The following is a 13,990-nucleotide window of genomic DNA, read 5'->3' as shown; positions in this document are numbered from 1 at the left end:
TACATAACTGAATTTCTAATATAATCATCGCTCAGAGGAATTTTATGAAGTTTGTAGGGGAACACTTATTACCGGGCCAGCTTGGCCATTTCTTTGCCATACTGGCATTTGTAGCATCTATGGTAGCCACCGTGGCTTATTATAGAGTAGTTAAAATAAAGGAACCCGCATTGCAGGACTCCTGGAAAAAACTCGCCCGCTGGTCTTTTGTTGTACAATCAGCTGCTGTAATAGGGATTTTCGCCTGCCTGTACTATATCCTGTATAATCACTTTTTTGAATACAAATACGCCTGGCGCAATACATCCCGCGACCTGCCTATCCAATATTTATTATCCAGCCTCTGGTCTGATCAGGAAGGTAGTTTCCTGCTCTGGAGCATCTGGAACAGTATCCTGGGAATTATCCTGATCCGCACCTCCAAAAAATGGGAAGCGCCGGTAATGACCATATTTTCCCTGGCACAGGTAATCATGGCCAGTATGTTACTGGGCATCTTTATCCTGGGCTATAAAGTAGGCAGCAATCCATTTATGCTGCTGAGACATGCACCGGAAAACCAACTGGCGCCTATCTTCCAGCAGGCCAACTATATGGAGCATATCCACGATGGTAACGGATTAAATGTAACCCTGCAGAACTACTGGATGGTGATCCACCCGCCGGTATTGTTCCTGGGCTTCGCTTCCATGATCATACCTTTTTCCTTTGCATTTGCCGGTTTATGGACCCGCGACTACACCGGATGGATAAAACCGGTACAGCCATGGGGACTGTTCGCTATTATGATGCTGGGCACTGGTATTATGATGGGCGCTGCCTGGGCTTACGAATCACTTAACTTTGGCGGCTACTGGGCATGGGATCCGGTAGAAAATGCGTCGCTGGTGCCGTGGCTGACAATGGTAGCCGGTGTACACACACTCCTGGCGTATAAATCCACCGGACACTCGCTGAAGTCAACAATGTTCTTCTTCTTTATTTCGTATATCCTTATCCTTTATTCCTCCTTCCTTACAAAGAGTGGTATTTTGGGAGATACCTCTGTGCATTCCTTTACTGACATGGGTATGAGCGCACAATTGCTCATTTCTATGGGAGTATTTACGGTGCCGTCCATTGCCTTACTGATCATACGCAGAAAGGAGATACCATCCGTGAAGAAAGAAGAAAACAGCTACTCCCGCGAGTTCTGGCTGTTTGTAGGTTCGCTGATCCTGCTTATTGCAGCTATACAGATCACGTTCACTACTTCTATTCCCGTGTGGAATAAATTACTAAGCCTCACCGGCCTCAAAGGATTGTTTAAGATGGATGACATTGCGCCGCCATCAGACAGCATCTTCCATTATAACAAAATTCAGATCTGGATTGCTATTGTACTCGGCGTATTAACTGCCATCGTACAGTTCATGAAATATAAGGATACACCACGCGGACAGCTCACCAAAAAACTGGCGGTGCCTACCCTGGTTGCTTTATTATTGACTGGTCTGGTAGCCTGGAAGGGTACTATCACCTACGATAATTATGGCGCTGGATTCCTCACTGCTATTTACATCATGCTGTTTGCCAGCATTTACGCGATAGTAGCCAATCTCGCTTACATCTTTATAGGGCTGAAAGGGAAGATCAAAAATGCGGGTGCATCTGTAGCGCATATCGGTTTTGGTATGGTGTTGCTGGGTATCCTGATCTCCTCTGCTAAAATGGAAGTGATCTCTGTGGATCGTATGAAGATGCTGAATGAAGGTTTCTTCAAAAAGGAAAGCAAACAGAATCCGCGCGAGAATATCATGTTGCCTAAGAATGTACCGATACAAATGGGTGATTATCATGTTACCTATACCGGCGATTCTGTGGCGCAGGGAGATCCAAAAACATATTACGTTGTACATTATCAGAAAAAGGATAAAACAACCGGTAGTATGCTGGAGGAATTCACGCTTTACCCGGATGCTTTTGTAAACAAAAAGGAAAATGCATTGTCTTCCAATCCTGCTTCCAGGCATTATCTTACAAAAGATATCTTTACCTACGTATCTGCAGCGCCTAACAAGGAAGAAGAGGCAAAATCCGATACCACAGAATATACGGCACATATGATGAAACAGGGTGATTCTGTTTTCTTCTCCAAAGGGTTTATTGTACTGAAAGGACTGAATACCAAACCGGTGAGCCGCAATTACGTGCCGCAAACAGGCGACCTGGCTGTGGGTGCAGAACTGGAAGTGTATACACAAACCGCAGATCATTTTAGTATGCAGCCGATCTACTTCATCCGCGACAGCAGTTACCAATACAGCGTGGAAGATACACTGGCGCCGCTGGGATTGAATGTACGGTTCAGTAAAATTATGCCGGCAGAAAACAAGATAGAACTGAAAGTGAAGGAAGCCACCGGTTTCAGTGACTACATCGTTATGAAAGCATTGATATTCCCTTACATCAATGTGCTGTGGTTGGGCATCCTGATTACCATTATGGGTACTGCGATGAGCATCTATCAAAAAATAAGAGTAAGAAAATAAATATAGCTTTTAGCAATTAGCTTTTAGGTAATGCAGCGGATAAAAATATAATATTTAAGATTCTTCTTAAACCTTATATTTATACCCGCTGCATTTTTTATTCGCTGCATTACCTAAAAGCTAACTGCTAAATGCTAAAAGCCCTGCGTATATCCCTGATAGTTATAGCCACCCTCGCGGCGGCGTATCTGGTTGGTCCTAAACCCGCTGACCCGGTATATAATCACGAACTGCCGGCAGTGCCGTCCGCAGGTCCGGCCCTTGAAAATTATGTAAAGACGCGGGAAGCACAACACAAGTTAAAGCCTGATAATGAGGCCCGTATCATATGGCAGGATGCAGGTTTTCACAAAACACCATACGCGGTAGTATATCTCCATGGCTTTTCTGCCAGTCAGGAAGAAGGGGATCCGGTACACCGCGATTTTGCGCGTCGATATGGCTGCAACCTTTACCTGTCGAGGCTCGACGGCCACGGTGTAGATACCAGCGACCCTTTGTTGCATACAACCGCTGCCGGTTTATGGAGAGATGCTGAAGAAGCATTGAGCATTGGTAAAGCGCTGGGAGATAAGGTGATCCTGATGAGCACCTCCACCGGTGGTACTTTGGCGCTGCGACTGGCAGCAATGTACCCGAACGATATATATGCTATGATCAATATGTCGCCCAATATCGCCATCAACGACAATCTCGCTTTCCTGGCCAATGATCACTGGGGCCTGCAACTGGCGCGCCTGGTAAACAAAGGCGATTTCCGGCATAGTACAGATACCGATCAGGTAAGGGCGCAGTACTGGAATAATAACTACCGGCTGGAAGCAGTAGTACAGCTGGAAAGCCTGCTGGAATCCACCATGACAACTGCCACTTTTAAAAAAGTACATCAGCCGGTACTCAGTTTATATTATTATAAAGATGAGCAACACCAGGATCAGACAGTACGGGTATCTGCTATTGTGGATATGGCCAAAGCATTGGGCACACCTGATAGTTTGAAAGAGGCAGTACCTGTTCCCGGTGCCGGCACACATGTAATGGGCTGCTCGCTGACTTCGCAGGATATACCCGCTGTGGAGAAGGCTATCAACGATTTTGCGGTGGATGTACTGAAAATGAAATCCGTACACTAACACGATTTAATTACCACCCAAATCTGAAATCTTTTTTAACTTGTGGTAACATTCACTATATAAGTAACGTTAATATATCTATGCGGCTTTGCCTAAAACAGATCATCGTTTCTCTTTTCCTGCTGTTGGGCATATCACTATGCCACACAGCTGCTATGGCGCAGGAGGCACACGGAGCTGACGTTATTCCGCTGCATGCCATTGTGGTAGGGAATGATACCATCCCGGTGATTACCCTTGCAATATTTGACGTAGTGGAGAAGATGCCGAAGGCATTGCGGAAAGAGCATGAACGCTGGAGCCGTTTACGCAACGCTGTATATGTTACTTACCCTTATGCAAAATCTGCTTCCCGTGTGCTGAAAGATGTGAACAGCCGCCTGGCTACCATGAACAGCAAAAGGGAACGCAAAGAATTCCTGGCTACCAAAGAAAAAGAACTCAAAGCGCAGTTTGGCAATAAATTAGAAAACCTCTCCGTATACCAGGGCAAAGTACTCATGAAACTTATTGACCGCGAAACTGGTCAGAACTGCTTCGAAATTATCAAGGAACTGAAAGGCGGTTTTAATGCCCGCGTATGGCAAACCGTGGCCTTCTTTTTCGGTGGCAACCTCAAAAGTGATTACGATAAACAGGAAGATAAAGATATCGAGGTGATTGTACAGGAACTCGAACAATACCAGCAGTACCGCGCCTATAATTAGTTAAGGTTAATTCTTAACACTTTTGCCCTTTGGAAACCGGTCGCCTATTAAATTAAGCTGTATATTATGCTCCAGGTATGCTTTCAAACCTGCCAGTACTAAGGTAAATCCACCTGTTGAACCACGAACCTGGGACACTACTTTTTGTACATCACCTGAATAGCCGCCATCTGTTATACTCACAAATGTTGCGTGTTCATTTAATGCTTCAAATGTCCATTCAACCGTTGTTATTTCCGGACCATTACCCCATTCAATAATGATTTTCTTATTAGGGATAACCGTTTTAACGGAAACGGTGGTGGTATGATCATACATTTCCCAGGTCCATTGCACCTGACTACCTGGTACTAATTTTCCGCTGCTTTTGGTAAACCAGAACTTAGTAGTGATGGCTGGATTTATGAAGGCATCAAATACTTCCGTAACAGGTTTGCGAATAAGCATGGCAGCTTCTGCGAATGCCACATGTTGATCTGCAGTCATAAAAGATGGTTTTAAGCATTAGAATAAATTGTATTGGTCTCTATTTTTATGTAACCATACGGTTACAAATATAATTATTATAACCGTAAAAAAATAGGAATACCCACTTTCTGTTATCTTCGTAATATTCGCCTGTCATGAAAAAGGGATTATTATGAAAGCAAGGATCTTACTTATCAGTGCATTATTTTTTTCGTTTGGTGCTACGGCGCAATCTGTAGAAAATGATGATCCGGTGTATGTACTGGACAGTGTAGTGGTAACCCAAAGTATCATTGGGCAGGTTACGCCGGATAAGATAGGTTTAATCACCATTGCTACCGGAAAGGGGACTAAAACACTGTTGAAATACGGCAGCCAGGCAGCCAACGGTGTGGTATACGTAGAAACAAAGCCCTTTGCCCGTAAACGGGTGAATACATTGCTGAGCCTTATGTCTCCGGCCTATGATAGCCTGTTGCATAAATATGGCAACGATAGCAGCTTCTATTTCATCGTTAACAACAAGCCTATCACAACCAATAATGAAATGGGTCTTATGACCGTTGATACAAAAACATTTATCTCCGTTAAAATCCTTTCTGAGCAAGAGTTGCAGGACAAATACCAGGTTATGGACCGGAAAGTGGGTATTCTTATTAGCAGTAGGGAAGAGTGATGTCATATAAAATAATTCCCCATCTTTGCACCTCAATTTACAGCATATGAAACTGGATATACTTGCAATAGCTGTGCACCCGGATGACGTAGAACTGGGTTGTGCAGGCACTTTGATGGTCCATGCGCAACAGGGAATGAAAGTAGGTGTAGTAGATCTTACCCGTGGTGAACTGGGTACCCGTGGCACCCCGGCACTTCGTGAGGAAGAAGCCCAAACAGCCGCAAAAATTATGGGTTTGTCAGCGCGTGAAAACCTTGGATTGGCCGATGGTTTCTTCAGAAATGACACAATGGAACAGATGGCCATCATTATGGCTATTCGTAAGTACCGCCCCGACATCGTACTCGCTAATGCTATTGATGACCGTCACCCTGATCATGGGCGGGCTGCCAAACTAATAGCAGACAGCTGTTTTCTGGCAGGATTAAGGAAGATAGAAACATCCGCAGATGGGCAGCCGCAGGAAGCATGGCGTCCCCGGCAGGTATTCCACTTTTTGCAGGACCGTTATCATGAGCCTGATTTTGTGGTAGATATCACCGCTGTTATAGAAAAAAAGCTGGAAGCTATTAAAAGTTTCAGCTCACAGTTCCTGGCTGCAAAAGACAATGAGCCACAAACCTACATTTCCGGTACCGGCTTTTTTGACAGCGTTGTTTATCGCGCCAAGATGTTAGGCAAAATGGTAGGCGTAGACTACGCTGAAGGCTATACGTCGGCTAAAATGATAGGTATACGCAATTTCGCAGATCTGATTAATGAGGTAACATAAAGAATTACGAATTACGAATTGGGAATTACGGATCGAAATGATCTTCGCTTATATCGTAATTCCCAATTCGTAATTCTTTTTTTATCTTGTTTATATGAAAACGCTGCTTCCCTTTTTCCTGTTGCTGGCATTTACACACGCCGCTGCCCAAAATACCGATAAGCGTCTTACGGCCATTTTAACCCCTATGCTGGCTTCTCACCACGGACAGGCCGGTATATATGTACATAACCTTAAAACGGGTAGTACGGTGGCCATTAATGCCGATTCAACGTTTCCTACCGCCAGCATGATTAAAACAGCTATCCAGGTAGGTATTTTCAATAAACTGTCGAAAGGGGAGTTGCAATACCACCAAAACCTGGTTTACAGGGATTCGTTGTTGTATGAAGGAGAGGATATACTGGGATCTTTTAAAGATAGCCAGCAGATAGCATTAGATAAGGTAGTGATGCTGATGCTTACCATGAGCGATAATACTGCCAGCTTGTGGCTGCAATCATTGGCTGGTGGGGGAGTGCAAATTAATCAGTGGCTGCAGGACAATGGTTTTGAGCACCTGCGTGTAAATTCCCGCACCAAAGGAAGAGAAGCTGAAAGGAAACAATACGGCTGGGGCCAAACGAGTCCGCGCGAAATGGCGCGTTTAATGGAGATGGTTTATAAGGGTGAAGTGATCAGCAAAACCGCCAGTGAGCGGATGTATCGTAACCTTACACGTAATTACTGGGATGCAGAAGGTGTATTGCGGGTACCACCAAATATTCGTACTGCCTCCAAAACCGGCGCAGTAGATGAGTCACGATCAGAAGTGATCATGGTGAATGCGCCTCATGGCGACTATGTCTATTGCATGATTACCAAAAACAATCAGGATCAGCGTTGGCACTATGATAATGAGGCCTGGCAATTATTGCGGAGGGTGGGTGATGTTATCTGGCAGTATTATGAACCTGCCAGCAAATGGAAACCCAACCCCGACATGGGGCAGCAGTTCTAGGAACGGTACAATGGAACCCGCTAAACACTAAATGAACAGATCTCGGGTAGCGTCGAATTCATCGTGTTTGATGATGCTGTTTTTAATAAACGGAATCAAAGCAAGTCCAATCGTTATAACCACCAGTAGTAAATATTTTTTCTTCATTTCCATGCTATGTTAAATTAATCTCTGTACATATAACTAAATAGCGTGCCAAAATGTTACAGAAATAGCATGAAAATGTTAAGCCTGAGACATTTCTTTTGATTATATGCCGGTATCCCTTACTGATATGCTTTACTACAGCGGAAAATCATATATATAGAGAATTTCAATGCCACATTTCTAAAATCTATTTGCTTAATAATTAATGTAATGGGATCTTTGCGCCGTCAAAAAGAATTAGATAGATCTATAAATCAAAAAGAGAAATAAGTTATTATGAAAAATGTTATCTTATCCGTAGGGTCTGAGTTTCCCGAATTCAAAAAAACGGCTGTTGTTTCCATCGAAAAAGGCAAAGAATTTTATGAACTGTCTTCTGAAGAACTGAGAAACTCCGGTAAATGGATGGTTATGTTTTGGTGGCCTAAAGATTTCACTTTTGTTTGTCCTACCGAAATCGCTGAATTTAACAAACACGCACAGGATTTTGCTGACCGTGATGCAGTTCTGATTGGTGCTTCTACTGATAGCGAATTTGTACATGCTGCATGGAGAAGAGATCACGAAGACCTGCGTGGTTTACAGTTCCCGATGCTGGCAGATACTTCCAAATCTCTGGCAACTGAACTGGGTATCCTGGAAGCAAACGAAAAAGTTGCTTACCGTGCTACTTACATTGTAGATCCACAGGGTATTGTGCGTTGGGTTTCTTTGTACGACCTGTCTGTAGGCCGTAGTGTGAAAGAAGTATTGCGTGTACTGGATGCATTACAAACTGACGAACTGTGTCCTTGCAACTGGACTAAAGGTGAAGCTACCTTAGCTGTTTAATTTATAAAATAATTACGAATTACGAATTGCGAATTACGGATCGAAGCGAAGACCGCTTCGATCCGTAATTCGCAATTCGTAATTCGTAATTAATAGTACAAAAAATAAATATATATGTTTGCAACTACAAATCAGGATACGGCCATTCAAATACTGGAAGCAGTAGGTTTGGCTGGTGCAGAGATATCAGCACGTTTGCAGTCGCTTGCAAATGCGGATGCACGTTATCTGAAAGATCTGAAGATCAATGTTGCCAATGCCCTGGCTGCTCCTGCGCTCTCTAAAAAAGAGGCTTACCTGATAGGTGTTGCAGTGGCGGTAAATGAGAAGCATACTGCTTTGCAGGCTGCTTTTGAAAAACTGGCTACACAGGAAGGTGCAAATGACAAGGATATTGCGGAAGTGATCAGCTGTACTTCTCTCATGAATGCCAATAACGTGTATTATCGTTTCAGGCATTTTGTGAATAAGGAGTTTTACACAGCTACTCCTGCTGGTATCCGGATGAGCATTATGGCAAATCCGGTTTTAGGGAAGGAGTTTTTTGAGTTATTGAGCCTTGTAGTGTCTGCACTGAATGGCTGCGAAATGTGTGTTACTTCCCACGAAGAAGCATTATTAAAACATGGTACGGACCAGCAACGTGTGCTGGAAGCGGTAAGATTAGGTGCTATATTGCGTAGTCTGATCGTTTTATTGTAAAAAATATATCGGCAAAAGACAGATGGAAATTTGTCTGATAATTATTTGATTATCAATAATTTGCATTGTGTTCGCAATTTAAGTGAAAGGCCCTTTTGAGAGACTTTTATCGAACTTGTGAATAAATTCATTTAATAATATTTGCAAAATCCATAAAAAAAATGGACTTTTGCATTCCTAAATTTTTAGATCATGGCAAGAGTATGTCAGGTAACAGGAAAGAAGCCGATTACAGGTCACCATGTTTCCTTCTCCAACATCAAGACAAATAGAAGGTTTCTACCTAACCTGCAGAAAAAACGCTTTTTCCTGGCGGAAGAAGACAAATGGATATCTTTAAAAGTATCTACTGATGGTTTAAGAACTATCAACAAAAGAGGTTTGTATGCAGTTGTGAAGGAATTGCGTGCAGCTGGTCAGGCAATTTAATTCTAAGACTCACTTAATTTGTAATACACAATGGCAAAAAAAGGTAATAGAGTACAGGTAATTCTGGAGTGCACTGAGCACAAGACCTCTGGTCAGCCCGGAACTTCCCGTTACATCTCTAACAAGAATAAGAAGAATACTCCTGAGCGTCTGGAGTTGAAAAAGTACAATCCTATTTTAAGGAAAGTTACTGTACACAAAGAAATTAAATAAATTGTTAATGGTTAATGGCTTGTTTGCAAAACAGCCATATAGCCATTTGACCATAAAAACAATAGTATAAAATGGCAAAAGCAGCAAAAACCGCGATCAAGAAAGACGCAAAAGCAGCCGCTGAATCTAAAGTTTGGACAAAAGTGATTAGAGCTGTGCGTTCTCCTAAAACCGGTGCCTATACCTTCAAAGAGGCTATCGTGCACAAGGATAAAATACAGGAGCACATCAACAACCAGAAGTAATTCGGCTTTACTTATAATACTGAAAAGCTGTCCCGTTAAACGGACAGCTTTTTGTGTTCATACTATTCGGTATGCGTAGGGGGAAAGCCTTCGGCTTTTGTCTTTTCTTTAGCAGGATTAGACTGATTAAGATGATTATCCTGATTTTATTTCTTTCGAATCAACATTCTTTCTGATTTTCTAAAAGCATGCTATAAAACGATATAGATATCTTTCAGTGGAAAATAAAATCAGGATAATCATCTTAATCAGTCTAATCCTGCTAAAGAAAAGACAGCGGCCGAAGGCCGCATAATATGCCGGCCGGTGATTGTTAACACAAAAGATGTACTTTAGCAACTTGTTTGAAACTATGCTGTCGCAAAGCAGCCGGATAACTCAAAATAGGCTGGAGTTATAAGATTCCAGGCCCAATAAAATTAACTATGAGCTTTTTCAATAAACTATTTTCCAGGGAGAAGAAGGAAAATCTGGATCAGGGTTTACAAAAAACCAAAGAAAGCTTCCTGAGTAAGATAGGACGCGCTATTGCCGGTAAGTCGACCGTGGACACCGAAGTATTGGATAACCTGGAAGATGCCCTGATTTCTGCAGATGTTGGTGTAGATACTACCGTGAAGATAATAGATCGCATTGAACAACGTGTGGCGAAAGATAAATATCTGGGAACCAGTGAGTTGAACAGGATGTTGCAGGAAGAGATTGCAGCATTACTGGTAGAGGCACCGGATAGCGGCTTCCGTGATTTTGATGTGCCAGCGGATAAAAAACCTTATGTGATCATGGTAGTGGGCGTAAATGGTGTTGGTAAAACCACCACCATTGGCAAACTGGCCTATAACTTTAAGAAAGCAGGAAAATCTGTTATGCTGGGAGCAGCAGATACTTTCCGTGCCGCAGCGGTTGATCAGCTGACTATCTGGAGTGAGCGTGCAGGCGTACCTATTGTAAAGCAGCAGATGGGATCGGATCCCGGAGCGGTAGCTTTTGATACTGTACAGAGCGGCGTAGCAAAAGACGTGGATGTAATTATTATAGACACCGCAGGTCGTTTGCATAATAAATTGCACCTGATGGATGAGCTGGGCAAAATAAAGCGTGTGATGAAAAAGGTAATACCTGATGCACCGCATGAAGTATTGCTGGTGTTGGATGGTTCTACCGGGCAAAATGCGCTGGAGCAGGCCCGTCAGTTTACTGCCACTACCGAAGTAACTGCGCTGGCGATTACAAAATTGGATGGAACTGCTAAAGGTGGGGTGGTACTGGCCATTGCCAATCAGTTCAAAATCCCTGTAAAATACATCGGTATCGGTGAAAAAATGGAAGATTTACAGGTATTTAATAAAGAAAGTTTTGTAGATTCTCTGTTTAGTGTAAATAGTTGATTATCTGTATATTATTAATGTTGTTTACGAATTAAAATCAACCTTACTTAATATTTTACTTTAAATAAAAACTACTATTCGGGCTCCATGAAAGGGGCCCGGTTACATTTTATCAACCTTTCCTTCGTTTTCTTGTTTCTGTTTAAATATTATTGCATTTATTATATTTGAATAGTTGGTTCCCTTTTTGTTCCCTTATTTTAACAATTCGCAAGTTATGATTATACAGCACATAGACCGAGTTGAAGACATTACACCAGCGGAATTTAAGAAAAACTACTACAAACCCCGTAAACCTGTCATCATTTCGGCAGGAGGGTTAAGCAAAAACTGGCCAGCCTATTCTAAATGGACCTGGGATTATTTCAAATCTATAGTAGGGGATAAAACGGTAGGCGTTTATAATAACGAGCGCGCCGGTGTGAATACGCTGGTAAACGGAGCAGACGATTACATTCCTTTCGGCAACTACCTGGATATGGTAAAGAAGGGGCCGGTAAAGCTCCGTATCTTCCTGTTCAACATCTTCCAGCATGCACCACAATTAGTGGAGGATTTCATCTGGCCGGATATACTGGCCACCGGCTTTCTGAAAAAATACCCCATGCTGTTTGTGGGTGGAGCCGGTTCTGTAGCGCATATGCACTACGATATTGACTTATCCCATATTTTTCATACCCAGTTCCTGGGACGTAAGCGTGTATTATTGCTGGAAAACAAGCAAGCTCCTTTTATATACCGCATGCCTTTTACGGTAGAGAGTGCAGCTAACTTTGTGAACTGGCATGAAAAACTTGACGTAGAACAATTTCCTGCGCTGGAGCACGCCCGTGGCTATACTACCATTCTGAACCATGGAGATACTATGTTTATGCCGGCTGGTTACTGGCACCATATGGAATACCTGGATGGGGGCTTTGCCATGAGTTTGCGCGCTATGGATCCCTCTTTGCTGGGTAAGCTCAATGGTCTGTATCATTTGCTGGGGCTGCGGGGCATGAATAACCTGATGATTAAAATGGCACCCAGGTGGTGGTACTATTATAAGCGTAAAATGGCGCATCAACGTGCGGATAAGGTTTTACAGCAGGTTAGGTAAACCAGCCGGAATTTGGGTTAAGTGATTAATTTGCAATTACTTATCTTAAATTTCTTTATTACCAATTCTTTTCGCTACCTTTGCACCTTCCTTATTTCAACCCCACTAAGACTCAAGTCACATACAGTAAGTCTGCTGTTATATTCAATTAGTGTCTGTGTGTCTTCGTGGCGGTAAGCGGTTCAAAAAAAATGCTTGACCGCATGCTCTAAAACATTCGCGCTTGAAGACGAAAACTTTAAAGAAAGACAAGGTTAATATTATTACACTTGGTTGCTCCAAGAATATGGTGGATTCAGAGGTTCTGAGCGGACAGCTCCTGGCCAATGATATTGATGTGGTGCATGAAAGTGCTAAGCGCGACCATAATATTGTTGTAGTAAACACCTGTGGTTTTATTGACAAAGCCAAAGAAGAATCGATTAATACCATTCTGGAACAGGTAGACCTGAAACAGCGTGGTAAATTGGACAAAGTATATGTTACCGGTTGCTTAAGTGAGCGTTATCGTGGTGATCTTGAATCAGAAATTGCCGGTGTGGATGCCTGGTTTGGTACCATGGAACTGCCTTTGATCCTGAAGAAATTTGATGCCGATTACAAGGCCGAGCTGATAGGAGAAAGATTGCTCAGCACTCCCTCACATTATGCTTACCTGAAAATAGCAGAAGGCTGTAACCGTACCTGTTCATTCTGCGCTATTCCGCTGATGCGTGGTCAACACGTTTCAAAACCGATTGAAGAATTGGTGCTGGAAGCAGAGAAGCTGGTAAAATCCGGTGTAAAGGAAATCATGCTCATTGCACAGGAGCTGACCTACTATGGTCTGGATCTGTACAAGCAGCGTCGCTTGGGTGACCTGATGCGTGCCCTCGCAGGAGTAAAGGGTTTAGAGTGGATTCGTCTGCATTATGCCTATCCTACCAAGTTTCCGATGGAGATCCTGGATGCGATGAACGAGTTTCCGAACATCTGCAAATATCTGGATATGCCTTTACAACATGCATCCAATGCCATGTTGAAGGCTATGAAACGCCAGATTACCCGCGAAGAAATTGAAGAACTCGTACATGCCATCCGTGCAAAAGTACCAGGCATTTGTTTGCGTACTACATTGATTGCTGGTTTCCCCGGTGAAACGGAAGATGATGTGGAAGAGCTGAAAAGCTTCCTCGAAAGAATGCGCTTTGACCGTGTAGGAGTATTTACTTACAGTCATGAAGAAGGCACCAGTGCCTACGAGCTGGAAGATAATATTCCTGCAGAAGAGAAAGAAAGAAGAGCGCAGGAAATAATGGAAGTGCAGCAGGAAATTTCCCTGGAAAAGAACCAGGAGAAAGTAGGAAAGATTTTTAAAGTAATAGTAGATAAAAAAGAATCGGGCCGATTTCTTGCCCGTACCGAGTTTGATTCGGTGGAAGTAGATAATGAAGTGATCATAGACACCACCAAACGCCTCAAACCAGGTGATTTTGTGGAAGTACGCATCACGAAGGCATTTGACTACGACCTCGAAGGGGAACTGGTATAAGAAGCGATTAGCTATTAGCTGTTAGCTATTAGTTGAGCGATTCACAAGCAACCATTAGCTTTTAGCATGATGCTAACAGTTAATACCAATAATAATATTTCTAACAGCTAATAGC

15 protein-coding genes are annotated in these 13,990 nt (G+C 42.9%); 14 read left to right on the top strand and 1 reads right to left on the bottom strand.

The window, feature by feature from the left end:
- Positions 1–44 precede the first annotated feature (44 nt).
- From ccsA to CLV51_RS15140, 3 genes are all read left to right on the top strand, one after another.
- Positions 45–2,531, top strand: coding sequence for a cytochrome c biogenesis protein CcsA (gene ccsA, locus CLV51_RS15150; RefSeq protein WP_106528913.1), 2,487 nt, complete (start codon positions 45–47; stop codon positions 2,529–2,531).
- A gap of 131 nt (positions 2,532–2,662) precedes the next feature.
- On the top strand, positions 2,663–3,664 hold the full coding sequence (locus tag CLV51_RS15145) for an alpha/beta hydrolase (RefSeq protein WP_106528912.1): 1,002 nt from the start codon (positions 2,663–2,665) through the stop codon (positions 3,662–3,664).
- Between the two features lie 80 nt (positions 3,665–3,744).
- Positions 3,745–4,371 (top strand): DUF4294 domain-containing protein, encoded by a 627-nt coding sequence (locus CLV51_RS15140; protein WP_245898753.1) that lies wholly within the window; start codon positions 3,745–3,747, stop codon positions 4,369–4,371.
- Positions 4,372–4,377: 6 nt separating this feature from the next.
- On the opposite strand, the gene CLV51_RS15135 is transcribed toward CLV51_RS15140, so the two are convergent.
- The gene (locus CLV51_RS15135; protein WP_106528910.1) at positions 4,378–4,857 is read right to left on the bottom strand and encodes an SRPBCC family protein; all 480 of its coding nucleotides are present in this window, start codon (positions 4,855–4,857) and stop codon (positions 4,378–4,380) included.
- A 154-nt stretch (positions 4,858–5,011) separates the two neighbouring features.
- On the opposite strand from CLV51_RS15135, the gene CLV51_RS15130 reads away from it, so the two are divergent.
- From CLV51_RS15130 to rimO, 11 genes are all read left to right on the top strand, one after another.
- Positions 5,012–5,515, top strand: a complete 504-nt coding sequence (locus CLV51_RS15130) for a hypothetical protein (protein WP_106528909.1) — start codon at positions 5,012–5,014, stop codon at positions 5,513–5,515.
- 46 nt (positions 5,516–5,561) lie between these two features.
- Complete coding sequence (bshB1, locus tag CLV51_RS15125) at positions 5,562–6,290, top strand: bacillithiol biosynthesis deacetylase BshB1 (RefSeq protein WP_106528908.1); 729 nt, start codon at positions 5,562–5,564, stop codon at positions 6,288–6,290.
- A gap of 94 nt (positions 6,291–6,384) precedes the next feature.
- The gene (locus tag CLV51_RS15120) at positions 6,385–7,290 is read left to right on the top strand and encodes a serine hydrolase (protein WP_106528907.1); all 906 of its coding nucleotides are present in this window, start codon (positions 6,385–6,387) and stop codon (positions 7,288–7,290) included.
- Positions 7,291–7,713: 423 nt separating this feature from the next.
- Positions 7,714–8,268, top strand: coding sequence for a peroxiredoxin (locus tag CLV51_RS15115; RefSeq protein ID WP_106528906.1), 555 nt, complete (start codon positions 7,714–7,716; stop codon positions 8,266–8,268).
- A gap of 114 nt (positions 8,269–8,382) precedes the next feature.
- Positions 8,383–8,970 carry a carboxymuconolactone decarboxylase family protein gene (locus CLV51_RS15110; RefSeq protein WP_106528905.1) on the top strand — a complete coding sequence of 196 codons (588 nt, stop codon included), beginning with the start codon at positions 8,383–8,385 and terminating at the stop codon, positions 8,968–8,970.
- A gap of 192 nt (positions 8,971–9,162) precedes the next feature.
- Positions 9,163–9,399, top strand: a complete 237-nt coding sequence (gene rpmB, locus CLV51_RS15105; RefSeq protein ID WP_106528904.1) for a 50S ribosomal protein L28 — start codon at positions 9,163–9,165, stop codon at positions 9,397–9,399.
- A gap of 30 nt (positions 9,400–9,429) precedes the next feature.
- A complete protein-coding gene (gene rpmG, locus CLV51_RS15100) occupies positions 9,430–9,612 on the top strand; it encodes a 50S ribosomal protein L33 (protein WP_089896023.1) in 183 nt (60 codons plus the stop codon).
- A gap of 71 nt (positions 9,613–9,683) precedes the next feature.
- Positions 9,684–9,857 (top strand): DUF4295 domain-containing protein, encoded by a 174-nt coding sequence (locus CLV51_RS15095; RefSeq protein ID WP_106528903.1) that lies wholly within the window; start codon positions 9,684–9,686, stop codon positions 9,855–9,857.
- Positions 9,858–10,282: 425 nt separating this feature from the next.
- The gene (ftsY, locus tag CLV51_RS15090) at positions 10,283–11,245 is read left to right on the top strand and encodes a signal recognition particle-docking protein FtsY (protein WP_106528902.1); all 963 of its coding nucleotides are present in this window, start codon (positions 10,283–10,285) and stop codon (positions 11,243–11,245) included.
- 217 nt (positions 11,246–11,462) lie between these two features.
- Positions 11,463–12,344, top strand: a complete 882-nt coding sequence (locus CLV51_RS15085; RefSeq protein ID WP_106528901.1) for a cupin-like domain-containing protein — start codon at positions 11,463–11,465, stop codon at positions 12,342–12,344.
- 223 nt (positions 12,345–12,567) lie between these two features.
- Positions 12,568–13,875, top strand: a complete 1,308-nt coding sequence (gene rimO / locus CLV51_RS15080; RefSeq protein WP_106528900.1) for a 30S ribosomal protein S12 methylthiotransferase RimO — start codon at positions 12,568–12,570, stop codon at positions 13,873–13,875.
- Positions 13,876–13,990: the final 115 nt, after the last annotated feature.

Origin of the sequence: Chitinophaga niastensis (genome assembly GCF_003014755.1) — a bacterium.
Classification (GTDB): Bacteria; Bacteroidota; Bacteroidia; order Chitinophagales; family Chitinophagaceae; genus Chitinophaga; species Chitinophaga niastensis.
This window is presented reverse-complemented; position numbering and strand designations above follow the sequence as displayed.

Coding starts and splice junctions, on each gene's coding strand:
- CLV51_RS15115 (WP_106528906.1), top strand. CDS start 7,714: ATGAAAAATGTTATCTTATCCGTAGGGTCTGAGTTTCCCGAATTCAAA.
- CLV51_RS15140 (WP_245898753.1), top strand. CDS start 3,745: ATGCGGCTTTGCCTAAAACAGATCATCGTTTCTCTTTTCCTGCTGTTG.
- bshB1 (WP_106528908.1), top strand. CDS start 5,562: ATGAAACTGGATATACTTGCAATAGCTGTGCACCCGGATGACGTAGAA.
- ftsY (WP_106528902.1), top strand. CDS start 10,283: ATGAGCTTTTTCAATAAACTATTTTCCAGGGAGAAGAAGGAAAATCTG.
- CLV51_RS15095 (WP_106528903.1), top strand. CDS start 9,684: ATGGCAAAAGCAGCAAAAACCGCGATCAAGAAAGACGCAAAAGCAGCC.
- rpmB (WP_106528904.1), top strand. CDS start 9,163: ATGGCAAGAGTATGTCAGGTAACAGGAAAGAAGCCGATTACAGGTCAC.
- CLV51_RS15130 (WP_106528909.1), top strand. CDS start 5,012: ATGAAAGCAAGGATCTTACTTATCAGTGCATTATTTTTTTCGTTTGGT.
- rpmG (WP_089896023.1), top strand. CDS start 9,430: ATGGCAAAAAAAGGTAATAGAGTACAGGTAATTCTGGAGTGCACTGAG.
- CLV51_RS15145 (WP_106528912.1), top strand. CDS start 2,663: ATGCTAAAAGCCCTGCGTATATCCCTGATAGTTATAGCCACCCTCGCG.
- CLV51_RS15120 (WP_106528907.1), top strand. CDS start 6,385: ATGAAAACGCTGCTTCCCTTTTTCCTGTTGCTGGCATTTACACACGCC.
- CLV51_RS15085 (WP_106528901.1), top strand. CDS start 11,463: ATGATTATACAGCACATAGACCGAGTTGAAGACATTACACCAGCGGAA.
- ccsA (WP_106528913.1), top strand. CDS start 45: ATGAAGTTTGTAGGGGAACACTTATTACCGGGCCAGCTTGGCCATTTC.
- CLV51_RS15135 (WP_106528910.1), bottom strand. CDS start 4,857: ATGACTGCAGATCAACATGTGGCATTCGCAGAAGCTGCCATGCTTATT.
- CLV51_RS15110 (WP_106528905.1), top strand. CDS start 8,383: ATGTTTGCAACTACAAATCAGGATACGGCCATTCAAATACTGGAAGCA.